This is a genomic window from Mucilaginibacter glaciei (genome assembly GCF_014773245.1).
Taxonomy (GTDB): domain Bacteria; phylum Bacteroidota; class Bacteroidia; order Sphingobacteriales; family Sphingobacteriaceae; genus Mucilaginibacter; species Mucilaginibacter glaciei.
This window is the reverse complement of the sequence record NZ_JACWMX010000004.1, coordinates 329,444-353,043: the sequence shown is the minus strand read 5'-3', so window position 1 is coordinate 353,043 and position 23,600 is coordinate 329,444. Positions and strand designations below refer to the sequence as shown.

Here is a 23,600-nt window from a genome sequence, read left to right as displayed (position 1 = left end):
TGTTAAACCTTTGTATATGTTTACAACAAAATATACTGCCTTAAGGTTATAAGGGGGTAAAATTAAATATATTATGCAGGATACCACAATATTATGGGCCGACGACGAAATTGATCTGCTTAAACCACATATACTGTTCTTAAGTGAAAAGGGCTACAAAGTCACAACCGTAACCAATGGTACCGATGCTGTCGAGGAATTTAAAAAGGGTTATTTCGACCTGGTGTTTTTAGACGAGAACATGCCGGGCCTTACCGGGCTGGAAACATTGCAGCAAATAAAAAATATAAATAACGATGTGCCCATTGTACTCATTACCAAAAATGAGGAAGAATATTTAATGGAGGATGCTATCGGATCTAAAATTGACGACTACCTGATTAAACCGGTACATCCCAAACAGATATTACTGACCATTAAAAAACTTACCGAGAATAAGAAACTGGTAGGTGCTAAAACAACCATGGCTTATCAGCAGGATTTTCGCAACCTGGGGATGAGCCTTAATGATAATTTAAGCTATCAGGAGTGGGTAGATGTTTACAAGAAATTAATTTACTGGGAGCTGGAGCTGGAAACCTTGCAGGACAGCGGTATGCACGAGATATTAACCATGCAAAAGGCCGAAGCGAACGTGCAGTTTTGCAAGTTTGTCGAGCGTAACTACCTGGGTTGGATAAAAGACCCGGAGAATGGCCCTACAAGCTCGCCACAGTTGTTTAAAAAGAAGGTGTTCCCCAAGCTGGATGGCAATGGCCCGGTTTTTTTTATACTGATAGATAACCTGAGGTATGATCAGTTCAAAATCATAAACCCCATCATATCAGAGTACTTTAGGTTAGAGGAAGAAGATACCTATTACAGTATTTTGCCAACAGCAACGCAATATGCACGTAACTCCATATTCTCTGGCCTGATGCCGCTTGAAATGGAAAGGCGCTATCCGCAAATGTGGCAAAATGACGAGGATGAGGGCGGGAAAAATCTTCATGAGTCGGATTTTGTGACCGACCAGTTAAAGCGTGTTTTACGTAAGGATATTAAGCATTCTTACCATAAAATATTAAATATTGACGAGGGCCGCGCGCTAAACGAATCTGTAAATAACCTAATGGGTAACGATCTAAATGTGGTGGTTTACAACTTTGTTGATATGCTGAGCCATGCCCGTACAGATATGCAAATGATACGTGAACTGGCCAGCGATGATGCAGCATACCGCTCATTAACCCTCTCTTGGTTTGAGCACTCGCCGTTGTTTGAGCTGCTTAAGTTTCTTGCGTCTAAACAAGCAAGGGTTATTATCACTACAGATCACGGTACTATCCGGGTGAAAAACCCCAGCAAGATCATTGGGGACCGTAACACAAATACCAACCTGCGTTACAAGCAAGGTAAAAACTTAAATTATAATGCTAAGGAGGTATTTCACGTACGTAACCCGCATGATGCTATGCTACCAAAACTGCACGTAAGTAGCAGCTTTGTATTTGCAAAGGGCGACAGCTATTTTGTATACCCTAATAACTACAATCATTTTGTGAATTTCTATAATGAGACCTTTCAGCACGGCGGTATCTCGTTAGAAGAAATGATCATCCCAATTGTAACTTACGGGCCTAAATAAGATCTTTGATTATATAAATCAGCGCGTCATTGCGAGGTATTAAGCACTCTCAAAGCTGTCCATATCAGATATGCTTGTCGGGAGATTGCTTCGTACCTCGCCATAACGCTTTAAAAAGTATCATGGATATCATCACCTCATCACCCGCAGACCTTCCCGGCGCGGCTACCAGCATCCTTGAATTCGCGAGGACTAACCGCATCCTGTTATTTTACGGTGAAATGGGCGCAGGTAAAACCACCCTAATTAAAACCATGTGCGCGCAGTTAGGCGTAAATGACTCGGTTACCAGCCCTACATTCTCAATCGTGAATGAATATAAAAGCGATAAAGGCCCTGTTTTTCATTTCGACTTTTACAGGTTAAGCAACCAGACGGAAGCACTCGATTTAGGTTACGAAGAATATTTTGACAGTGGCAATTATTGCTTTATTGAGTGGCCCGAAAAAATAGCAGGGCTCATACCCGACACATACACCGGCATTCGCATCGAAATTTTGGATGATACCACCCGGCAGATAACTGTTGAAAACATTTGAGCTTCAACAGCCGTTTTTTTCTTAACTTCATCATCCGGAAAATAGATATAACATGAGCGCAGGGAAATATAGCGGGTTTTCTGACGTTGCCAAACAGGCAATGATGCAACCCCAGGAATCAATGCTGGAAGTAAAGAGTAAGAAAAATAAACTTTATATAGGGATACCGAAAGAGGTGTCATTCCAGGAGAACCGCATTCCGTTAACGCCCCTTTCTGTAGCGTTGCTGGTTAACAACGGCCACGAAGTAATGCTGGAGAGCAACGCCGGGCAGGCCGCCAACTTTTCTGACAATAACTATAGCGAACAGGGCGCACAGATAGTTTATGATACCAAACGTGTTTACGAAGCCGATATCATCATTAAAATAGCGCCCCCTACTATGGACGAGATTGCGATGATGAAACCCGGGCAGTTACTCATTTCGGCCCTGCAAGTGTCAACCTTAAAGGCCGAGTGCCTGCACGCTTTACTTAATAAAAAGATCACGGCACTTTGTTTTGAGAACCTGGAAGACGAAGGCGGCTCATTGACTGTTGTGCGCGCCATGAGCGAAATTGTGGGTGCCACATCGATACTGATAGCGGCAGAATACCTGAGCAACATTTTTGAAGGCAAAGGCTTGATGCTGGGCGGCATAACCGGCGTGCCACCAACAGAAATTGTCATATTAGGTGCAGGCACAGTGGGCGAATATGCGGCGCGTACTGCCATATCTTTAGGGGCCGAGGTAAAGGTTTTTGATCCCTCTATTTACAAATTGCGCCGCCTGCAAAATAATATCGGCACTCGTGTATTTACATCGGTAGTGCAGCCCATCGTGTTAGAAAAGGCAATCACTACCTGCGACGTAGCCATAGGTGCCATGAGGGCAGACGATGGCCGAAGCCCACAAATTGTTTCAGAGACTACTGTAAGTAAGATGAAACCGAACTCGGTTATTATTGATGTGAGCATAGACCAGGGTGGTTGCTTTGAAACATCCGAAGTTACTAATCACACACATCCGGTTTTTCGCAAATACGATGTGATCCATTACTGTGTGCCTAATATTGCTTCGCGCGTGGCGCGTACCGCAACCTATGCACTTACCAATATCTTTGCACCGATACTGCTGGACATTGGCGAAATGGGCGGCTTAAAAAATGTGATCTGGCAAAAGGCGGGCATCCGCAAAGCCGTGTATATCTACAACGGCCACTTAACTAACAAACACATGGGCGAACGTTTTAACATCCCATGCAAAGACCTTGATCTTTTGGTAGTATCTAATCATTAAAAATGTGTGGCTGTGCCCGTAAAGGGCTTAAAGTCTAACCGTGTGGGCTGGAACTTTTCAGGCAATTCGCTGGTGTGGTGCAGGCTGCCGTAGTATAATACTTCCAGGTCAACCTTACCGTTGTCTTTAATGGTCACTTTAAATAGCATATCAAAATCTTCTTCAGACAAAGCCTCCAGCGGCCTATCGGCACCCAAAGCCTCTATTAGCGGCATTACTGTATTTGAATGTGCTACCACTAAAACTTTGGTACCCCTAAAATTGATAAGCAACGTTTTGGCGAACGCCTTAATACTATCTGTATAAACTTTTGGTAAAATGCGGGCTTGCACAGCTAAGGGCCTGGCAGTTTGGCCGCTGCGTTTGGTGTTAGTTGCATAAATCGTTTTGATATTATCGTGTTTAAGCTCTTTAGCAAGATCTATCGCGCGGGTTTGTCCGTCTTCAGAAAGACTTGGATCGAGGTTTTCGACACCAGGAGCGGCAGCCGCCTTTTCTGCATGTCTCACCACCCAAATAGTTGTTTTTTGAGCTAAGGCACTAAAATTGCTTAGTAATAAAACCAACAAGAATAGTGTAAAAAAAGGTAATGTACGCGTGACAATTTTCATACTATGGTGTTTAGGTTAAAGATATTGATAATTATACCAGGATTTTAAAATGAAATTATTCGACAAAAAATATTTAAAGCAATTATGGAAGGTAATAATTGCAACTTTTACCGGCTTTAGTGACGATAATGGGCTAAAGCTAAGTGCGTCATTAGCGTATTATACGGTGTTTTCGCTGGCACCACTTATTATATTGGTTATATCGCTTGCCGGACTGTTTTTCGGGCACGAAGCAGCAACAAACAGGCTTTATCCGCAAATTGCAAGTTATGTAGGCTCGTCGGCAGCTGCACAGATACAGGAAATGCTTAAAAATCTTGAGTTATCCGGCAAAACAACTATGGCCGTGATAATTGGTGTTGTTACCCTATTATTAGGTGCAAGCAGTATATTCATAGAGATACAAGATTCCCTTAACACTATTTGGCGGGTTAAAGCCAAACCTAAACGTGGCTGGGTAAAAATGCTTCAAAACCGCTTTTTATCATTTTCATTGATCATTAGCCTTGGCTTTTTGTTAATGGCAGCATTGGTTGTTAATTTTTTAATGACCGCGTTAAGTAACCAGATACAACATTTTTTACCTGCTGTAACAGGTCTGGTTTTAAAAGGTGTAAACCTGGGTATTACGCTAATCATTATATCTACTTTATTTGGCATTATCTTCAAGTTTTTACCTGATGTTAAGATAAAGTGGAAGGACGTTCGCTCGGGCGCATTATTTACTGCAATTATGTTTATGCTGGGCCAGTTTGTAATAGGCCTTTATATTCAATACATGGCCAAAAGCTCGGCTTATGGTGCTGCTGGTTCCCTTATCGTAATTTTGGTTTGGATTTATTATACAGCGGCCATATTATATATAGGTGCGGAGTTTACCCAAGTATATGCAGAAGCGATTGGCAGCCACATTGAGCCTGCAGAATATGCCGTACACGTACATCAAACAGAGGTGGAACGTACAGTTACCACGCTCCCGGCACAAAACCCCGAACTAAAGGGTAACCTCAAATGTGACGATAAAGACGGTTAAAATCAACATGCTTGATGCAACTGTCTGTCCGACAGGTTTTTTACTAAACTTCAAAAGGCTTTTTGTTGTATAATATTGTTAATTTTAGCTACCAATTAACACCTGTTGTTAGCACTTCAGCAATATTTTAAATCCAAACATATTTGGCTTGCCACCATATTATGTGGCATAGCTTTGTCGTCGTCTGCGCAGCACTTCGAAATTAATAATGCCCATAAAAGTGTAACTATCCCGTTTCGGCTGGTGCGCAATATGGTCGTGATTAAACTGACCATCAACGATAAAGGGCCGTTCAATTTTATTTTAGATACCGGTGTAGGGATCATGATCATTACTGATCCGCACCTAACCGACTCTATCCCGATGCCTAACAGGCGCACCATCAAATTAAGCGGCCTTGCCGAGGGAGACGACTATGAGGCTTTAGTAACGCCGGAATTGAACATACATATCCCCGGAATTAATAGCGTTGGAGTTGGCGCGGCAATTTTAAATCAGGATTACTTCAATCTTTCCGGTTTTGTAGGCATGCCTATTCACGGGCTTTTGGGGTACGATTTTTTTGCAGCCTTTGCCGTAAGGGTTAATTTTGAGGATAGTACCATAACCGTTTGTAAGCCTCAGGACCTGAAGAAAACGGGTAACATGTATAAAGTGCCTATCACTATTGAAGACAGGAAACCTTATATGGAAACTTCAATTACTTTCCCCGGCGGCAAAAAAATGAAGAACAAACTTATTATAGATTTAGGTGCCGGGCACCCGCTCTCGTTAGAAAATCTGATTGCTAAAAACGGGTTGCCGCCAAAGTTTATAGCTGCAAATTTAGGGGTGGCGCTTAACGGGCCTATATCCGGCTATATCAGTCGGATAGAAGAGATTAATATTGGTAAATATAGGGTTAAAAAGGTGATCACCTCGTTTCCGGATGTTGACTACGAAAAGCGGGGATTTGCCGTGTTGCGCGACGGAAATCTGGGCATCGGGATCTTAAAACGGTTTCATGTGGTGTTTGATTATACAAACAGTGTAATGTATGTAAAGCCCAACTCCGTTTATAAAACCCCGTACGAGTTTGATATGAGCGGAATGGAATATTACGCTGGTGGCGAAAATTACCAGCATTTAATCGTCAGCCGTGTTTCGCCTGGATCGCCCGCTGCCGAGATCGGATTAGAAAAAGATGATGAGATCGTATCCATTAACTTAAAGCCCGTTTCACAAATAGGGATAGAAGAAGTAGACGCTATTTTTAAATCGAAAGATGAGCGCGCTCTTCTATTAGAGATCTATCATGATAACCGATATGATAAAGTAGTACTCACCCTGAAACGACGTATATAGCGCTATGGTTTAAGCATATTTGTAACAAACCCATGCACGTTTTAAAAAGCCGCAATTATTATATATTTTTAGCCTTTACAACATTATTTTAAACTATTAACTATAATCAATGAACACATCTTTACGCGTAAGTGCCTACTTGCGTGTAGCTGCTGTTTCACTTGCTGTTTTTGCAAGTGCATGCGCTACTAAAAAGCAGGCCACCCAAACCGTTACCCTTAAAACCACCAACACCCCCGGTGGTACTACCGCAACCGCAACCGTAGGCGGGCCGGCAAAAAAAGAAGGTATCAAAAAATTTAGCGACCTGGTAGGCAAGGTAAAAGGCGATAACGGCCTTTTTAACACTTACAAAGTGGACGGTAAGTATTATTTTGAGATCCCGGACAGCTTGTTAAACCGCGAAATGCTGGTGATAACCCGTTTTGTGAAAACACCAACCGGCTTAAAGTCTTTCGGCCAGCAATATGGCGGCGAAGAAGTGAACGATCAGGTTTGGAAATGGGAACGCCATGATAAGCAGGTGTTTGTTCGTGTGCCAAGTTATTCGGTACGTGCTGATAGTACCAGCGACATGTATCAGTCTGTAAAGAATTCAAACCTTGATGCAGTACTGGCCTCGTTTGATATTAAAGCCTACAACAAAGATACCACAGGTGTTTTGGTTGATGTTACCGATATGTATAATGGCGATGTGGCCGCTATCAGCCTGCCTGATAACATTAAAAAACTTTATAAGGTTACGGCATTAGATGCCACCCGTTCTTACATAGATACCATCAGGAGTTTTCCGATCAATATCGAAACACGCACCCTTAAAACCTTCCGTTCAACCGAGTCGCCAACCGACAATACTAATGGTTCACTAACATTCGAGTTAAATACATCGATGCTGTTATTGCCTAAAACGCCCATGAAGGCGCGTTTAATGGACCAACGTGTTGGTTTCTTTGGACAGGGGCAAACGGATTACGGTACTGGCGCTCAAAAAGCAGAGGTAACCGCATACATACATCGCTGGAAACTGGAGCCTAAAGATGAAGCGGCTTACGCTCGTGGCGAATTAGTTGAGCCGAAAAAACAAATTGTTTACTACGTAGACCCGGCCACTCCCAAAAAATGGGTACCATATCTGATTGCAGGTATTAACGATTGGAACAAAGGTTTTGAAGCCGCTGGTTTTAAAAACGCTATTGTTGGTAAAGTTGCCCCAACCGCAAAGGAAGATCCGGAGTTTAGTACAGAAGATGCGCGTTACAGTGTGGTAAGATACTTTGCGTCTGACGTGCAAAATGCCTATGGCCCGCATATATCGGATCCGCGTACGGGCGAGATACTGGAAAGCCATGTTGGCTGGTATCATAATGTAATGAGTTTGCTGCACAACTGGTACTTTATTCAAACTGCAGCTATTAACCCTAAAGTGCGTATGGCGCAATTCTCTGATGAGCAAATGGGCGAATTGATCCGCTTTGTATCATCGCATGAAATTGGCCACACTTTAGGCTTACCGCACAACTTTGGTTCAAGCTACGCTTACAAGGTTGATTCATTACGTTCAAAAACCTTTACTGCAACACATGGTACCGCGCCATCTATTATGGATTACGCGCGTTTTAACTATATCGCACAACCCGGCGACGGCGTTACTAACCTTTACCCGCAAATTGGCGAGTATGATAAATGGGCCATCAAATGGGGATACTCTTACTTCCCGGGTAACAAAACAGCTAAACAGGAAAAGGAAATGTTAGACGTTTGGACTAAAAAGAACGCCGGCAACCCGTTATACTATTATGGCCGCCAGGGCACATCTATCGACCCGCGTTTGCAAAATGAAGATCTGGGTGACAATGCCATGAAGGCCAGTATGTATGGTATAGCTAACTTAAAAAGGATATTGCCAAACCTGGAGAAATGGAGCTACCAAAAAGGCGAAGATTTTGATGACGTACAAACGCTTTACAACGAAGTTATTGGCCAGTATAACCGTTACATAGGCCACGTTACCATGAACGTTGGTGGTATGAACGAGAATTTTAAAACTTACGATCAAACAGGCCCTGTTTACGGCTTTGTAAACAAAAGCCTGCAGCACGATGCGATTGACTTTTTAAATAAACAAGTATTCACAACACCCTACTGGCTAATTAACAATGCTGAATTAAGCCGTTTTGATAATGGTGTAGTGATTAACCGTATTAAAGCGGTGCAGGTTAACTCATTAAGCAACCTAGTTAATGCATCCAGAATGGCGCGTATGTTTGATAACGAAGCTAAGAATGGTGCCAAGGCCTATACAGTTGCCGAACTATTTACCGATTTACGCGGCGGTGTATTTGGCGCAGGTAAACCAGACCAATTTAAACGTAACCTGCAACGCGGTTATATCGATAACTTGAAGAATTTGCTCAATACTGATGCAAGCCCAAGCTTCCCGGGTGCAACAGCAGCCCAACTAGCAAATTCTGGCCTAACGCCTATCAATATCGCTTTGTCAGATATCCGCCCAATGGTGCGTGCCGAGCTGACCAAGATCAGCACAAGCTTGCCAAAAGGTGGCGACGCATTAACCGCTGCACACTATGCCGATTTGCGTTTACGTATCAAAGAAGCGTTAAACCCAACAAGGCCAATCGTTAACGTTGGCGCGGGCGCCCCCGGCCGTTTAACCGACGATTTGAATCACGAGTTTAATTACTAATCAACTGCGCTTAAGCGTTAAAGGCCTTCCGTATAACCGGAAGGCCTTTTTTATTTTAGAGGAGTAGTTAAATCTATTTTAACTGACTGATGTTTTCAAAAAATGCAGTTTGCAAATCAAGCAACGATTTTACATTTACCTTTTCACCATATACATCGAAGCATAAAAACTTTGAATGTTGCGGCTCATTTTTTTTAAAGCGTTCAAAGAAGTTAAAGGTTGCAAAAAAATAATGGCGGGTAGTAACCATACTTTTATCATTTGTTTGTGATGTGTTGAGCCGGAAGCCAATCGCATCTATCCAATTGTGCACTTTACTATGCAAAGATGTGCTGATATTATCCATAGGTTAACGTTTTTTATTGTTTAACGAAAGCATTCTTGCAAAAGTTGTGTATTCCTAAAAACCATCAACGATAACTCTGAAAACCTTATTTTTCAATAATCAATTGTAACAAAGAAATTATATTCCATTTAAGTTAATTTTCGTAACCAAATACAATTGCTACCGTACAAGCACCAACTTACTTATAAAACCATCATGATAAAATTTAGACTTTCACTTGCATTCTTACTTATCTGCGCGATAACGATCACATCTTGTGGAAAAAAAGGCGATCCCGGACCTGAAGGAGCTACTGGAGCAACAGGCGCCAAAGGTGATGCAGGAGCAACCGGGGCAACTGGTGCAACTGGCGCACAGGGCCCGCAAGGTGCCACCGGAGCCACCGGGGCAACGGGTGCTACAGGCGCAACCGGTCCTGCAGGTGCAAACGGAACAAATGGTAAAGACGGTACTAATGGAACCAATGGTGCAGATGGCGCTACAGGTGCAACCGGAGCCACGGGTGCTACCGGAGCTACAGGTGCAACCGGCGCTACGGGCGCAACTGGCGCGGCCGGTAAGGACGGCGAATCGGCAATTGTGCAAAGTTTTTTACTGAGCAACCGGAGTGTGGTTTTAACTGGCTTTAACACTTTTAATGTGCCGGCAATCACACAGGCGATAGTTAACCAGGGCATTGTTTTGGTCTACTTCCGGGCAACGGGCACCACTTCGGCCTATTACGCCTTGCCATATACAGAAAACGACCGGAGTTTAACACTTTCATCCTTCGGTGTTGGCTATATAAATATTAAAGCTAACTTTAATGGCGCAGGGTTAGATTTTAAAGTGGTGGTAATACCTGGTACATCTTTAACTAACCTGGGTTTTACCAATCCTAACCTCAACCTTAAAAATTATAGCCAGGTAGCTGCCGCACTGCATCTATCTAACTAACAGGCTGTAGTAAAATGCCGACAAGCTCTTTATTTAATAATAGATATGCCCTGCTTTGCGGGGCATACTTTTTTATGTTATGTAACAATCGCATGGCTTATCTATTATAATATGTAACAATAATATGATTTTTAAATATTTGAAATTTTTAAAGTGAACATTTGCACAATAAATGTGTACTGTGTGTGCATAACAGTCTGAATACCCTTAAAATAACACATGAAATATTTAATTTTACTTTTAACCCTTGTATCATTTAGCGTGCTGCAAACCAATGCGCAAACGCGCGTTGTTCAGGGTACTATTTTGGATACCACTAAGCTATCCCTCCCGGGTAGTAATATTAAGCTGACATCTGAAAAAGGCGATAGCGTGATCACCATTGCGGATGTGAACGGTAAATTCGCCTTCCCGGCTGTAAAGGGTACTAAAATAAACCTGGCTATTACTTCTATTGGCTATCAGGCTATCATTAAACATTATACTTTAGATGCAGCCACAACACCGGTTACCTTGCCTGTTATCACTTTAAAATCCGATACCCGCCAGTTGGCCACAGTAACTATTGTTGGCGTTAACCCGGTAGTTTTTAAGGAAGATACAGTACAATATAGTGTTGCAGCTTACAAGGTGCGCGAAAATGCACCTATTGAGGATGTGCTGAAAAAGATCCCGGGGCTTGATGTAGCTAAAGATGGTTCGATAACGGCGCAAGGCAAGGCTGTTACTAAAGTAAGGGTAAACGGAAAAGACTTTTTTGGCGGCGATGTATTAAGCGCCACAAAAAACCTGCCTGCCGATGTTATCGAGAGTGTACAGGTTGTTGATGATTACGGCGATCAGGCCGCATTAACTGGCGTACGCACCGGCGAGCCTAACAAAATATTAAACTTCACTATCCGTAAGGATAAAAATTACGGCTACTTTGGCCAGGCAACTGCCGGCGACGGAAGCGACTTGTTATCAAAAAACCCGGGCGTAACCAATGATAACCGTTATTTGGGTTTGGTGAACTTTTTTAAATTCAAAGGTGATCAGCAAATCTCTGTATTAGGAAGCCTAAACAATACCAACGTTAACACATTTAGCTTTGGCTCGGCAACGGGTGGTGCTGCAGGTGGCGGCGGTTTTGGTGGTGGTGGAGGTGGCGGCGGCCGTGGTAATGCACTGCGTGGCGGGTCAACCGGTTCAACTACAAATGCGAATGGTATAACTAATGCACATTCCTTAGGTTTAAACTTCAGGGATCAATGGGGCAAAACCCTATCTGTATATGGTAGCTACAGCTTTAGTGATAACACTACCTTTACCAATTCCACTACTTTACAAACCAACAACTTCTCTACTCCGAGTACCAGTAACCAGATCAGTCAGGAAACAAATAATCCGATCAATCATCGTTTTAACTTTAACCTGGAGTGGAAACCCGATACGCTTAACTATTTAAAAGTTACACCAACGTTTACTTATAGCGGCGCCGATGTTACCAGCTTTGATAATGTTACATCTACCCGTAGCGGAACTACTAACCTGGCTTATACCTCAAATTCTTTTAGTAATACTACATCACCCAATTACGGCATTACCGGCTTTTATAATCATAAATTTAAAGGCACAAGGCGTAATCTAAACATAGGCTTTAGCGGCAGTACATCGCCAAACTATCAGTATGATAACCCAACATATAATTATACAATAGGTGTACCTACCGCCCCAATTAACCAGGTGATATTTACAGATAGCCGTACAACTGCTTATGGAGCTAATGTATCTTACCTGGAGCCCATTGGCAAAGTATCGTTTTTGGAGTTAAGATATGATCTAAATCATTCTTTTACAACAAGTAACAAAGAAACCGACACGCTTTATACATCAAACCCTGATAGGTACCACCGTTACGATTTGTTGAGCAACAATTATAATTATACATTCACCACAAACCGTTTCGCGGTAAATTACAAGGTGATTGAAAAGAAATACAACTTTACTTTAGGCGTTGGCGCACAACCGGCAACTTTATCGGGTGTAAACTTAAAAACCAACCTATCTACCAGCATCTCAACCTTTAACATTATACCGACAGCATCATTCAATTATAACTTTTCCAGGAGCCAGTCGTTCCGCTTAAATTATAACGGTAGCAGCAACCAGCCAGCCTTTAACCAGTTACAACCGGTTATTGATTTCTCTAACGCGTTATACCCGGTACAGGGTAACCCTGATCTAAAACCCGAGTTTACTAACAACTTGTCTTTACAATACAATGCATTCAGCTTTCAGACAGGTAATATTTTCCTGATTCGCGCACAGTTTACACAAACCGATAACAAGATCGTTCAAAGCACTACCACCTATCCTTCAAGATTTTCGGCGGCAGCGTTGGCGGCTAACCCAAGCCTTGCACAATTGCAAAATACCAACTTAACAAGATACCTTAATTCAAGCGGCTATTACACAGCTACAGGTAACATACTTTACTCTAAACCATGGTCAGAACGTAAGTACACCGTGATTTTAGGTAGTGGTGTAGGCTATACCAACAATATAGGCTTCTCTGATAGTGTTAACACTAATAATGTTGAATCGCCACTTCTTAAGAACATTGCCAAGACATTTACTTTAGCCCCACAAGCACGGTTTAGAGTCAATATAACGGATGTGGTAGATGCCGAGATCAACACCAGCTTTGCCCTGAATAAAACGGTAAACTCGCAAAACGGCGCACTGTACAATCAGAATACAAATATTCGCGCCCTTAACTTAGGTGTTAACGGTAAAAACTATTTTTGGAAAGACTGGACTTTTAGCTACGATTACACCAAAACCCTTAACTACGGTTATTCGATCCCGATCAAAAACCCTAACATTTTAAATGCTTATGTGGAGCGCCGTTTCTTAAAAGATCACCGTGGTACTTTACGTTTAGCCGCTTACGATCTATTTAACGAGAACACCGGCTTCTCTACAACCACTAACGGTAGCATAGTTACCCAAACTAACGTTAACAGGCTTGGCCGTTACGCTCTCCTAACTTTCACCCTTCGATTACAGAAATTCTCTGGTAAAACCCCTGCAGCTCCTGAAAGAGGCTTTAGAGGTGATGGTGGTGGCAGGCCAGGTGGCGACGGTTTCGGCGGCCCAGGTGGCGGTGGCCCGGGTGGCCCCCCAATGTAAGGCAAAATTAAAACGGCCCTCCTTATTGCAAGGAGGGCCGTTCTTTTTGTAAAGAAAGTTTTATTTTAATTGTGTACCAGTACGGTGTTGATCACTCGTTCCAGTTCTTCCAGATCGAAAGGTTTGGCCAGGTAAGTTTCGGCACCGGCGTGGTCTGCCAGTAATTGTATATCGCTGTTAGCCGAGAAATAGATCACCGGGATATGTTTCCAATGCTCATCTTTCTTTAAACTTTGCGTTGCGATGATGCCCCCTGCGTCAGGTATCCAGTTATCCATCAGGATAACCACAGGGTCTATTCCCGAAACTTTTTCGATAATGTTATTGCAATCAGTAAAAGTAAATACCTCCCAGCCTTGCTCCTCCAAGATATAACTGCAGATAGAAAGGATGTCCTCATCATCGTCAAAAATGATGATCTTTTTTGCTTTATTATTCATTGGCTGTAGAGGTGTGAAAATAAAAAGAAGTTTTAAAAAAAGCAAATTTTTTAATTAGCACTTCAACCGCAACTTTGCTGTTGCATTAGCAATGCAATCCGGTTTAAAGGACTTAGTTTTTAATGGGATGTCTTGTATTGAGCGAGGCATTAAGCATGCTCTTAAGTTTTTTACCCAACGGCTTTTCTATGAAGGCAGTTATCAGGTAGGCCAGTAAAATGGCAGCCGGTATGGCAATTAGTAACGTAGCTATCCAAAATGGCAGGTGAAACCGCTTTTCTGCAAAACCGATTACGCCCCTAAATATATACGAGTGGATCAGATAAAGCGCAAAAGATATCTTCCCCAAAAAAACAGCCGGTGCAGATATGATAAACCGCAACTTCTCATTTATAAAAAGCACAAATAGCGTAAAGTATAGCAGCAATACACCAAAGTATTGTAATTGTGAAATATGATCTGGGTCCGAACCTGCAAACCTGTACACTGTAATTTGCGTAATGAGGCAAAAAACAAGCATGCTGTATCCGGCTGGTATGCTGATACTTTGGGTAGCTATTTTATAAAAGACTATCCCGCCGAAGAACAGGGCAAAGTGGTTCACCAACGGAAAATAAACGTTATAATTAGGGATGACAACCCTTACAACCAACGCATAGTTCACTAATATCAGTATGTTAAAAAGGCAACCTATGGTAATAATGTGCTTTAACCATTTAAGTTGATAGAGGGCAAGGATAAGGAGGTAAAAAAGCATCTCGATGATCATTGTCCAATAGGGCACATCAAGGTCTTTAATATGCAGGTAATATTGGAACATGGTTAGGTTGCCCAGGTAGTTGGCAACGCCTGCGTTGCTGTCATGCACAGCATTAAAATGGATCATTCTTAAAAACACCATTACGCCAAAGGTGATACTTACGCAAGCCCAATAGGTAGGATACAAGCGCGCCACACGATTGATCACAAACTCCCTGCCCGATGCCACATGGTTGATGCTCATGAAGATCACAAACCCGCTGATCAGGAAAAACAAGTCGACCCCGGTTACGCCGAGAGCAAAGAATTTGGTAGACACCTTGCCTTGCGTGTAGTGAAACAACATTACAAACATCGCAGCAAAGCCCCGTAAAGCATCCAGTTCCAGGTAACGTTTTGGGGAAGTTTTTGAAGGATCAGTTATCAACCGGCCCACCCTTCCCTGTCCAGGCTGCGGAAATGGATCGCCTCGGCCAGGTGTTCTAAAAGGATCTCCTCACTCCCGGCAAGGTCGGCTATGGTACGGGCCACTTTCAGGATCCGGTCATAGGCACGGGCCGAAAGCCCCAGTTTCTCCATCGCTTTTTTCAGTAAGTTTTGCCCTGCCGTAGTTATCTTACAGATCTCGCGCACCATTTGGGGGCTCATCTGCGCGTTGGCATGCAGATCGGGCTTATTGCCAAAACGATCGGCCTGGATATCACGCGCCTTGATCACGCGGTCGCGGATAAACTCACTTTTCTCGGCCAGCCGTTCTGATGAAAGCTCTGAAAAGTTTACCGGCGTAACTTCAACATGCAGGTCGATACGGTCAAGCAATGGGCCCGAGATCTTACTCAGGTATTTTTGAACTGTTCCCGGCGGGCAAATGCAATCTTTTTCGGGATGATTGTAGTAACCGCAGGGGCAAGGGTTCATGCTGGCAATCAGCATAAAACTGCTGGGATAGTCAACGGTGAATTTTGCGCGCGATATAGTTACCTTGCGCTCCTCTAAGGGTTGGCGCATTACCTCTAAGGCCGATCGTTTAAATTCCGGGAGCTCATCCAAAAATAAAACACCATTATGCGCCAGCGAGATCTCGCCCGGTTGTGGGTTACTACCTCCGCCTACTAAAGCAACATCGCTAATGGTATGGTGCGGCGACCGGAACGGCCTTGTGGTGACCAATGCATCGGCAGTAGATAGCTTACCGGCTACCGAATGGATTTTGGTGGTTTCTAAAGATTCATACAAACTCAGGGGTGGCAAAATGGACGGTAGCCGCCTGGCCAGCATGGTTTTGCCTGCACCTGGCGGGCCTATCAGTATCACGTTGTGGCCGCCTGCTGCGGCTATCTCCAAAGCACGTTTAATATTCTCCTGCCCCCGTACTTCACTAAAGTCGCTATCGTAAGCAGTGAGGCTATTGTAAAATTCTTCTCGGGTATCAACAATCTCTTTCTCTAAACTTGCTGTACCGTTAAAAAAATCGGCTACCTGTTTAATGTTCTCCACGCCGTAAACATCCAGGTCATTTACTATTGCGGCTTCGCGGGCATTTTGCTTAGGCAGTATAAAACCCTTATATTTTTCTTTACGGGCCTGTATGGCTATGGGTAACGCTCCTTTAATAGGCTGCAAACCGCCATCTAAAGATAACTCGCCCATGATGAGGTATTTGTCCAGTTCTTCAGATTCTATCTGCCCCGATGCGGCTAAAACTCCTGTGGCGATAGTAAGATCGTAGGATGAACCTTCCTTTTTAATATCAGCAGGGGCCATATTAACTACCACCTGTTGGCGGGGCATGCGGTAACCGCAATTCTTTAGGGCCGACTCGATACGGAAATAGCTTTCTTTAATAGCCACATCGGGCAGGCCAACTACAAAGTACTTGGTGCCGGGGGCGATATTCACTTCAACTGTTATGGTAATCGCCTCGATACCATATACCGCACTTCCAAAGGTTTTAACTAACACGTGTAGGTTTTATATATAGCGAAAGATATATAATTTATTTGAGCCTAACGCATGTTTTAATAACCCAAACAAAAGTCTGCTTTGCCCGGGTCTGAACCAGTTCCTGTACAACCCGAAATGTGGTAAACAAGCAACATTTAAAGTGGTTAAAAAAAACCATTAACAGTGTAAACCCATTGATTTTGCAATCATTTGACTTGTAGTCGTTTATGGTATAAAAACCTTGCAATATGTAAACCTTTGTAAACCCTTTTTACCAATAAATTTACTCACGATTGATTAAGATGATCATTTAAACTTATTCTTCAGGGCGGCCAGTTTGCTCAGCATATCCATCTCTGGTTCGGGAGCAGGTTTGTTAGCTGGCTTTTGGTTCAATGGCTTTTGCGCAGGCCTTTGCTCGCGGGGTTTGGCAGCAGTAGCCGGTTCGCGCTTCTCGTTTTCTTTCATCGATAGCGAGATCCGTTTACGGTTCACATCAACTTCAGTAACGGTAACCTCTACTTTTTGGTGCACCTTCAGCACTTCGTTAGGGTCTTTAATGAACCGGTTGGTTATCTGGCTTAAATGCACCAATCCATCCTGGTGTACGCCAATATCTACAAATGCCCCGAAAGCGGTAATGTTGGTTACAATCCCGGGCAGTTTCATGCCCGGCTTCAGATCATTTACCGAATTAACACCATCGGTAAAGCTAAACGCCTCAAACTGTTCACGCGGGTCGCGGCCGGGTTTGGCCAGCTCGGCAACAATATCATTCAGGGTAGGTAACCCTACCGAATCGGAGATGTATTTTTGCAGCGGGATAGATTTACGCAGGTTATTATCCTGCATCAAGTCCAACACACTGCACTTCAAATCTTTGGCCATTTGCTCAACCAGAGCATAACGCTCGGGGTGTACCGCGCTGGTATCTAATGGGTTTTGCGCTCCGCGGATGCGTAAAAAACCTGCTGCCTGCTCGTAGGCCTTGTCGCCCAGCCGGGCTACCTTTTTCAACTGGTCGCGGCGTTTAAAGGCGCCATTTTGGTTGCGGTAGTCTACAATGTTCTGTGCAAGTTGCGGACCCAAGCCCGACACATAGGCCAGGATCTGTTTAGAAGCAGTGTTCAGCTCCACTCCAACGGCATTCACGCAGCTGATCACCGTATCATCCAGCGAGGTTTGCAATTTATTCTGGTCTACATCGTGCTGGTACTGGCCTACACCGATAGATTTCGGGTCAATCTTCACCAGCTCCGCCAGCGGGTCCATCAAGCGCCTGCCGATAGAAACGGCGCCCCTTACGGTGATGTCTTTATCCGGGAACTCTTCACGCGCCACGTCCGAAGCTGAATATATAGACGCACCGCTTTCATTTACCATTACGATAGTCGCGCCTGGTAAATTCAGGTTGCGCACAAATACTTCTGTTTCGCGGCCTGCTGTGCCATTGCCTATCGCGATGGCTTCGATTTTGTAACGTCCAAACAAATACTGAACGGTTTTTTCGGCTTCCTTGGCCTGGCCCGCGCCGGTATGCGGGTAAATGGCGGTGTTCTCTAACAGCTGCCCCTGCTCATCCAAAATAACCAGTTTACAGCCTGTGCGGAAGCCTGGGTCGATAGCCATCATCCGTTTCTGCCTGAGCGGTGCACCTAATAATAACTGGCGGGCATTCTCGGCAAACACCCGGATGGCTTCTTCGTCGGCCTTCTTTTTAGTGAACAGGCGGATCTCTGTTTCCATCGAAGGCTTAAGTAAGCGTTTATAACCATCGCCAATGGCTAAAATAACCTGGGCTGCAGCGGCGTTGCGGGCGGTAACAAATTCCTTGTCCAGCAAGTTAAAGGCATCCTCTTCGGTGGGTTTAATGTCCAGGTAAAGGATCTCTTCCTTTTCGCCGCGGCGCATCGCCAGAATACGGTGTGATGGCGCTGATTTTACAGGCTCTGTCCACTCAAAATAATCTTTATACTTGATACCTTCCTGCTCTTTACCCGGTGCAACCTTCGATTCAAATACACCCTTTTCGGTAAACAGAGTACGCATTTTGGCGCGCGCTTCGGCATTTTCACTGATGAACTCCGCAATGATATCCCGCGCACCGGCCAGTGCTTCTTCCAGGCTCTTTACGCCTTTTTCTTCATCGATATATTTGCCGGCCTCCAATTCGGTATCGATGTTCTTTTGCGCCAAAAGGGTATCTGCTAATGGCTGCAAGCCTTTTTCGCGGGCGGCGGTAGCACGTGTTTTACGTTTAGGGCGGTAAGGCAGGTAAATATCCTCCAGCATCACCATGGTTTCGGCGGCGTTGATCTGCTTCTCCAGTTCGGGTGTTAGTTTGCCCATTTCGGTAAGCGACTTCAGGATGGCCTCGCGGCGTTTATCCAGGTCGCGTAGTTGTAGCACGCGGTCGCGGATGGCGGCTACCTGCACCTCGTCTAAACTACCGGTAACTTCTTTACGGTAACGGGATATGAAGGGAACGGTGGCGCCTTCGTCAAGCAAGGCAATAGTGGCATTAACTTGTTTGCTGCCAACAGCAAGTTCCTGCGCTATTTTAATATAATATGATTCCATTTTAAGTTTTTCACCGATTTTAGGTTGTTTTTTGATCGCACCTATTAATCGCGATTGCGAAGTTGAGGGTATTTGTGCAGAAATCAAAGATGATTAAACGCATGTTTTTTAATCAGCACTTTATGCGTAGCCGGGCGACAGCCTGTGCAGCCTTATGCGTTCAGAAATAAATTATCGCTGACTTGTGGGATAATGCCTTTCTCCAGCGCGGTATCAAATAATAGCTGAACGGCCTTTTTTCCCTCTACACCCAGGTCGATAGAAAATTCGTTTACATACAAGTCTATGTGCTTGTACATGACCTCTTCACTCATCTCCTGCGCATGGCTGCGGATGTAATCGAGACCCGATTTAGGGTTAGCAAAAGCAAACTCTATCGACCGGCGGATAACCCGGTTGATCTTTTGCTGAACGTCCGCCGGCAAGTTACGGTTAGCCACAATGCCACCAAGCGGGATGGCGCAGCCCGTGCGTTTTTCCCAGTAATCACCCAGGTCGATGATCTTGTGCAGGCCCTTGTCCTGGTAAGTAAAGCGGTTCTCATGGATGATAAGCCCTACATCAGCACGGCCCTCTATAACAGCGTTTTCGATATCCGAGAATACCAGCTCCTGTTTGTTGGTAGCTTCGGGGAAAGCCAGGCTTAACAAAAAGTTGGCTGTAGTATATTTACCAGGGATAGCTATTTGAATTGGTTTGGGGTGTGGGGTGAATGGTACCTGGTTCCTTTCCAAGTCTGCAATGGAATATCCGGCTTTCGAGATCAGTAACGGCCCTACACCAAAGCCAAGCGCACTGCCCGAATCCAGCAGGATATATTTATCAGCTGCGTAGGCAAAAGCATGATAACTTAGTTTGGTAATATCCAACTCGCCGCGAAACGCTTTTTGGTTAAGGGTTTCCACATCGTCATAAAATACATCAAAATCCAACCCTTCGGTGTCAATTTTATGGTGGATAAGGGCATCAAAAATAAAAGTATCGTTAGGGCAGGGCGAAAAGCCGATGGTTAAATTCATGTTTGTGGTATATAAGATCTGCCCAAACCTATCTTCTCAAAAGCAAACAGGTGAGCGGTAATGAGCGCAATAAAAAATAACAAGGGTAATATACGGTCGGTAAACTTAAGTGTTTTTATACAGGTAGCCAAAATTGCAAAACAAGGTACTAAGCCAACAAAAAGCAGCATGTTTATCCAAACCAATCCTTCCGAATCGTGAATTCCGCCAGAATATAGTTTAATTCCAATGTCGTTTATTGCTATAATCATGTACGTTACAAACACATGGAAATATGGATCGAACTTATCATTATTCAAGCTTATCAACCCCGTTGTTATAATTACAACAAATGGTATGCTTAAAATACCGACGGGGCAAAGTAGCGACTTATTAATATACTTAACAAAACTACAAGTATGGCAATACCCAAACCCATGCTTTTGTTAAATTTAAATTCACCCATTTCCCAATCCTTTCAACATTTCCACCGCAAAGTTATTCAGATTTTTTATGGCCAGCCCTATCTGCCAGTTATCCCTGTTACGTTTCTCTACGTAATTTGACACAGCCCTGATTTGCAAACATGGTACCCCGGCTTCTCTACAAGCGTAAAAAAAAGCAGCGCCCTCCATGCTTTCAATTTGAGGGTTTAATCTATCGCTCACTTTTTGGATGGAGTGCTCATTTCCGTGTACCGTGTTTACGGTAATCGCGTTGGCCTGTTGCAAAGGCTTTACAATATATATATCTGTTAATTTGGCGGTTGCGGCAAAAACACTTTCGCCAAAGCCCATTTGTTCTATTGGCAAAAAAGCTTCGTCATCCTCGGCACCTAATTCGGCCAGTGTATCAAGGGTTATTTCTACCAATTCGCCTAAGGCAATATTTTTGTCAAAGCTGCCGGCTATGCCCAGGTTAATGGCCAGGTCGTAATCGTTTGCAGCCAGTTCGCTACCTAATGCAAAAGCCGTGGCCACCATACCTACGCCGGTAATGAGTAGCGAGTGGTTAGTAATGAGCTGGGAGTAGTAAAGCCCTTTTCCTGAATCCGAAATTCGAAATTCGAAATCCGAAATTAAGGAAGACACCTCAAAAGCCGTCGCTACAACAAATAATATCCGCATAGAACACGTTTTTTTGACAGCTAAGATAAAACAACTGGCCTGTTTTTGTTTTGTATATTTGCACCATTAAATGCTATGATGATACATATAACACGCAAGGAACATTTTAACGCGGCACACAGGATGTACCGCGAAGAATGGAGCGCAGAGAAAAACGCTGAAGTTTTTGGAAAATGCGCCAACCCTAACTGGCACGGGCACAACTACAATTTATTTGTAACCGTAAAGGGCGAAGTGACCCATGCAACCGGCTATTTGATGGACCTTAAAGACCTGAAGGTAATCATTAACGAGTACGTTATTGAAAAGCTTGACCATAAGAACATTAATTTGGATGTTGAATTTATGAAGGGCAAAATGGCATCGACCGAGTTGCTTACCATTGAGATCTTTAACCAGTTAAAAGGCCCCATTGAAGCCTACCCGGGTGTGTTTTTACATTCGGTAAAATTGTACGAAACAGAAAACAACTCTGCCGAATACTTTGGCGGATAAACCCAGGCAATGAATAACGATAACAATATTCCCGACAGGGATGAGGGCACCAAAGGCTATCAAAAGATAGACCGCTACGACCCGGAATTGATCACTAACCTGTCGGCCAGTTACCTTGATGTTTTAACCCAGATAGGTGAGAACCCGCAACGCGAAGGTTTATTGAAAACACCCGAGCGGATAGCGAAGGCCATGCTGTACCTTACGCACGGGTATGATCTGGACGCAAAAGAGATCCTTAATTCGGCCATGTTTAAGGAAGAGTATAGCCAGATGGTAATTGTAAAGGACATTGAAGTTTACTCGATGTGCGAGCACCATATGCTGCCATTTTTTGGCAAGGCACATGTGGCTTATATTCCTAACGGCTATGTTGTTGGCCTAAGCAAAATACCACGTGTGGTGGATGTTTTTGCCCGCCGCCTGCAAGTGCAGGAAAGGCTGACCAACCAGATACGCGATTGCATCCAGGAAACACTTAACCCTATTGGCGTGGGTGTTGTGGTAGAGTGCCGCCACCTGTGCATGAGCATGCGCGGCGTACAAAAACAAAACTCGGTAACCACCACATCAGCATTTACGGGTGAGTTTTTAAAAGAAAAGACCCGGACAGAATTTTTGAATTTAATATCAGCTAAGCTGAGTTAGTTCATTGGCTCATCAGTTCATTTGTTTAAAAGTATGCAAACGCTTTTAATTAATTGACAAATGAACCAATGACCAGTGAACCAATAAACCATATAAACCATATAAAATGAAAGCATATATTTTCCCTGGGCAGGGCGCCCAGTTCCCGGGTATGGGTAAAGACCTTTATGAGCAAAGCGAGCAAGCACGCGGGCTTTTTGAAAAGGCAAACGATATTTTAGGTTTCCGCATTACTGATGTGATGTTTGACGGTACCGAAGAAGATCTGAAGCGAACCAATGTTACCCAACCGGCTATCTTTCTGCACTCGGTGATATTGGCTAATATTTTGGGCGATGATTTTAAACCGGACATGGTTGCAGGTCATTCGTTAGGCGAATTCTCGTCGTTAGTGGCGGCGGGTGCTTTGTCCTTTGAGGATGGTTTACGCCTGGTAGCTGCCCGTGCCAACGCCATGCAAAAGGCGTGCGAGATTCAACCCGGTACAATGGCTGCTATTTTAGCCTTAGATGATTTTACGGTTGAGGATATTTGCCAGCGTTTAACAGATGTGGTTGTGCCCGCAAATTACAATTGCCCGGGCCAATTGGTGATATCGGGCACGGTTGCGGGTATTGATGCAGCCTGTGAGAAAATGACCGACGCCGGCGCAAAGCGTGCTTTAAAACTAAATGTGGGTGGTGCATTCCACTCGCCGCTTATGGAAGCGGCAAGGGTGGAACTGGAAGCGGCCATTGTACAAACAGAGTTTAAAGAACCTGTTTGCCCCGTTTATCAAAACATAGATGCCAAACCCTATACAGATATTGAACAGATAAAAAACAATCTGATAGCCCAGCTTACCGGCCCCGTTAGGTGGACACAAACGGTAATGCACATGCTGGAAGACGGCGCGACCGAGTTTACCGAAGTTGGACCCGGCAAAGTTTTACAGGGACTTGTAAAAAAGGTTAACAGAGAGGTTACTACCGCAAGCGCAGTAATACAATAATTACAGGCTACCTGCAAAGTAAAAG

20 protein-coding genes are annotated in these 23,600 nt (G+C 43.9%); 11 read left to right on the top strand and 9 right to left on the bottom strand.

Going from position 1 to position 23,600, the window contains the following annotated elements; all coding sequences use genetic code 11:
* The first annotated feature begins 73 nt into the window (after positions 1-73).
* The 3 genes from porX to IDJ76_RS11490 all read left to right on the top strand — a co-directional run bounded on the left by porX (position 74) and on the right by IDJ76_RS11490 (position 3,445).
* Positions 74-1,627, top strand: coding sequence for a T9SS response regulator signal transducer PorX (porX, locus tag IDJ76_RS11500; protein ID WP_191163461.1), 1,554 nt, complete (start codon positions 74-76; stop codon positions 1,625-1,627).
* A gap of 122 nt (positions 1,628-1,749) precedes the next feature.
* Positions 1,750-2,166, top strand: a complete 417-nt coding sequence (tsaE, locus tag IDJ76_RS11495) for a tRNA (adenosine(37)-N6)-threonylcarbamoyltransferase complex ATPase subunit type 1 TsaE (RefSeq protein ID WP_191163460.1) — start codon at positions 1,750-1,752, stop codon at positions 2,164-2,166.
* Between the two features lie 52 nt (positions 2,167-2,218).
* On the top strand, positions 2,219-3,445 hold the full coding sequence (locus IDJ76_RS11490) for an alanine dehydrogenase (protein WP_191163459.1): 1,227 nt from the start codon (positions 2,219-2,221) through the stop codon (positions 3,443-3,445).
* On the opposite strand, the gene IDJ76_RS11485 is transcribed toward IDJ76_RS11490, so the two are convergent.
* Positions 3,442-4,056 (bottom strand): phosphoglycerate mutase family protein, encoded by a 615-nt coding sequence (locus IDJ76_RS11485; RefSeq protein WP_191163458.1) that lies wholly within the window; start codon positions 4,054-4,056, stop codon positions 3,442-3,444. The genes IDJ76_RS11490 and IDJ76_RS11485 overlap by 4 nt on opposite strands.
* Before the next feature lie 49 nt (positions 4,057-4,105).
* Between IDJ76_RS11485 and IDJ76_RS11480 the strand changes: the two genes are divergently transcribed.
* From IDJ76_RS11480 to IDJ76_RS11470, 3 genes are all read left to right on the top strand, one after another.
* The gene (locus tag IDJ76_RS11480) at positions 4,106-5,089 is read left to right on the top strand and encodes a YihY/virulence factor BrkB family protein (protein ID WP_191163457.1); all 984 of its coding nucleotides are present in this window, start codon (positions 4,106-4,108) and stop codon (positions 5,087-5,089) included.
* A gap of 105 nt (positions 5,090-5,194) precedes the next feature.
* On the top strand, positions 5,195-6,433 hold the full coding sequence (locus IDJ76_RS11475) for an aspartyl protease family protein (protein ID WP_191163456.1): 1,239 nt from the start codon (positions 5,195-5,197) through the stop codon (positions 6,431-6,433).
* Between the two features lie 109 nt (positions 6,434-6,542).
* Complete coding sequence (locus tag IDJ76_RS11470) at positions 6,543-9,137, top strand: zinc-dependent metalloprotease (protein ID WP_191163455.1); 2,595 nt, start codon at positions 6,543-6,545, stop codon at positions 9,135-9,137.
* Between the two features lie 73 nt (positions 9,138-9,210).
* On the opposite strand, the gene IDJ76_RS11465 is transcribed toward IDJ76_RS11470, so the two are convergent.
* Positions 9,211-9,483, bottom strand: a complete 273-nt coding sequence (locus IDJ76_RS11465; protein ID WP_191163454.1) for a hypothetical protein — start codon at positions 9,481-9,483, stop codon at positions 9,211-9,213.
* Positions 9,484-9,678: 195 nt separating this feature from the next.
* On the opposite strand from IDJ76_RS11465, the gene IDJ76_RS11460 reads away from it, so the two are divergent.
* Entirely contained in the window at positions 9,679-10,419 is a 741-nt protein-coding gene (locus IDJ76_RS11460) for a hypothetical protein (RefSeq protein WP_191163453.1), read from the top strand.
* A gap of 219 nt (positions 10,420-10,638) precedes the next feature.
* A complete protein-coding gene (locus tag IDJ76_RS11455; RefSeq protein ID WP_191163452.1) occupies positions 10,639-13,593 on the top strand; it encodes an outer membrane beta-barrel protein in 2,955 nt (984 codons plus the stop codon).
* 65 nt (positions 13,594-13,658) lie between these two features.
* Here the strand turns inward: IDJ76_RS11455 and IDJ76_RS11450 are convergent, their stop codons facing one another.
* The 7 genes from IDJ76_RS11450 to mqnB all read right to left on the bottom strand — a co-directional run bounded on the left by IDJ76_RS11450 (position 13,659) and on the right by mqnB (position 21,441).
* A complete protein-coding gene (locus IDJ76_RS11450; RefSeq protein ID WP_191163451.1) occupies positions 13,659-14,033 on the bottom strand; it encodes a response regulator in 375 nt (124 codons plus the stop codon).
* A 112-nt stretch (positions 14,034-14,145) separates the two neighbouring features.
* Complete coding sequence (locus IDJ76_RS11445; RefSeq protein WP_191163450.1) at positions 14,146-15,219, bottom strand: acyltransferase family protein; 1,074 nt, start codon at positions 15,217-15,219, stop codon at positions 14,146-14,148.
* Complete coding sequence (locus tag IDJ76_RS11440) at positions 15,216-16,754, bottom strand: YifB family Mg chelatase-like AAA ATPase (RefSeq protein ID WP_191163449.1); 1,539 nt, start codon at positions 16,752-16,754, stop codon at positions 15,216-15,218. Before IDJ76_RS11440 ends, IDJ76_RS11445 begins: the two co-directional genes overlap by 4 nt.
* 288 nt (positions 16,755-17,042) lie before the next feature.
* Positions 17,043-19,316, bottom strand: a complete 2,274-nt coding sequence (locus tag IDJ76_RS11435; protein WP_191163448.1) for a Tex family protein — start codon at positions 19,314-19,316, stop codon at positions 17,043-17,045.
* A gap of 152 nt (positions 19,317-19,468) precedes the next feature.
* The gene (locus IDJ76_RS11430; protein ID WP_191163447.1) at positions 19,469-20,335 is read right to left on the bottom strand and encodes a menaquinone biosynthesis family protein; all 867 of its coding nucleotides are present in this window, start codon (positions 20,333-20,335) and stop codon (positions 19,469-19,471) included.
* Positions 20,332-20,586 carry a hypothetical protein gene (locus IDJ76_RS11425; protein WP_191163446.1) on the bottom strand — a complete coding sequence of 85 codons (255 nt, stop codon included), beginning with the start codon at positions 20,584-20,586 and terminating at the stop codon, positions 20,332-20,334. The genes IDJ76_RS11430 and IDJ76_RS11425 overlap by 4 nt, the downstream gene beginning before the upstream one ends.
* Before the next feature lie 186 nt (positions 20,587-20,772).
* Entirely contained in the window at positions 20,773-21,441 is a 669-nt protein-coding gene (gene mqnB, locus IDJ76_RS11420) for a futalosine hydrolase (protein ID WP_191163445.1), read from the bottom strand.
* A 78-nt stretch (positions 21,442-21,519) separates the two neighbouring features.
* Between mqnB and IDJ76_RS11415 the strand changes: the two genes are divergently transcribed.
* From IDJ76_RS11415 to fabD, 3 genes are all read left to right on the top strand, one after another.
* The gene (locus IDJ76_RS11415; protein WP_191163648.1) at positions 21,520-21,936 is read left to right on the top strand and encodes a 6-pyruvoyl trahydropterin synthase family protein; all 417 of its coding nucleotides are present in this window, start codon (positions 21,520-21,522) and stop codon (positions 21,934-21,936) included.
* A gap of 9 nt (positions 21,937-21,945) precedes the next feature.
* Positions 21,946-22,584: a GTP cyclohydrolase I FolE gene (folE, locus tag IDJ76_RS11410; RefSeq protein ID WP_191163444.1), complete on the top strand. Its 639-nt coding sequence runs from the start codon at positions 21,946-21,948 to the stop codon at positions 22,582-22,584.
* A 106-nt stretch (positions 22,585-22,690) separates the two neighbouring features.
* The gene (fabD, locus tag IDJ76_RS11405) at positions 22,691-23,575 is read left to right on the top strand and encodes an ACP S-malonyltransferase (RefSeq protein ID WP_191163443.1); all 885 of its coding nucleotides are present in this window, start codon (positions 22,691-22,693) and stop codon (positions 23,573-23,575) included.
* Positions 23,576-23,600 lie beyond the last annotated feature (25 nt).

Excerpts from the sequence above, each read along its gene's own strand:
- IDJ76_RS11415 (WP_191163648.1), top strand. The coding sequence starts at position 21,520 with ATGATACATATAACACGCAAGGAACATTTTAACGCGGCACACAGGATG.
- IDJ76_RS11465 (WP_191163454.1), bottom strand. The coding sequence starts at position 9,483 with ATGGATAATATCAGCACATCTTTGCATAGTAAAGTGCACAATTGGATA.
- IDJ76_RS11485 (WP_191163458.1), bottom strand. The coding sequence starts at position 4,056 with ATGAAAATTGTCACGCGTACATTACCTTTTTTTACACTATTCTTGTTG.
- IDJ76_RS11430 (WP_191163447.1), bottom strand. The coding sequence starts at position 20,335 with ATGAATTTAACCATCGGCTTTTCGCCCTGCCCTAACGATACTTTTATT.
- IDJ76_RS11480 (WP_191163457.1), top strand. The coding sequence starts at position 4,106 with ATGAAATTATTCGACAAAAAATATTTAAAGCAATTATGGAAGGTAATA.
- tsaE (WP_191163460.1), top strand. The coding sequence starts at position 1,750 with ATGGATATCATCACCTCATCACCCGCAGACCTTCCCGGCGCGGCTACC.
- IDJ76_RS11460 (WP_191163453.1), top strand. The coding sequence starts at position 9,679 with ATGATAAAATTTAGACTTTCACTTGCATTCTTACTTATCTGCGCGATA.
- porX (WP_191163461.1), top strand. The coding sequence starts at position 74 with ATGCAGGATACCACAATATTATGGGCCGACGACGAAATTGATCTGCTT.
- folE (WP_191163444.1), top strand. The coding sequence starts at position 21,946 with ATGAATAACGATAACAATATTCCCGACAGGGATGAGGGCACCAAAGGC.
- IDJ76_RS11490 (WP_191163459.1), top strand. The coding sequence starts at position 2,219 with ATGAGCGCAGGGAAATATAGCGGGTTTTCTGACGTTGCCAAACAGGCA.
- IDJ76_RS11425 (WP_191163446.1), bottom strand. The coding sequence starts at position 20,586 with ATGATTATAGCAATAAACGACATTGGAATTAAACTATATTCTGGCGGA.
- IDJ76_RS11470 (WP_191163455.1), top strand. The coding sequence starts at position 6,543 with ATGAACACATCTTTACGCGTAAGTGCCTACTTGCGTGTAGCTGCTGTT.
- IDJ76_RS11455 (WP_191163452.1), top strand. The coding sequence starts at position 10,639 with ATGAAATATTTAATTTTACTTTTAACCCTTGTATCATTTAGCGTGCTG.
- mqnB (WP_191163445.1), bottom strand. The coding sequence starts at position 21,441 with ATGCGGATATTATTTGTTGTAGCGACGGCTTTTGAGGTGTCTTCCTTA.
- IDJ76_RS11435 (WP_191163448.1), bottom strand. The coding sequence starts at position 19,316 with ATGGAATCATATTATATTAAAATAGCGCAGGAACTTGCTGTTGGCAGC.
- fabD (WP_191163443.1), top strand. The coding sequence starts at position 22,691 with ATGAAAGCATATATTTTCCCTGGGCAGGGCGCCCAGTTCCCGGGTATG.
- IDJ76_RS11450 (WP_191163451.1), bottom strand. The coding sequence starts at position 14,033 with ATGAATAATAAAGCAAAAAAGATCATCATTTTTGACGATGATGAGGAC.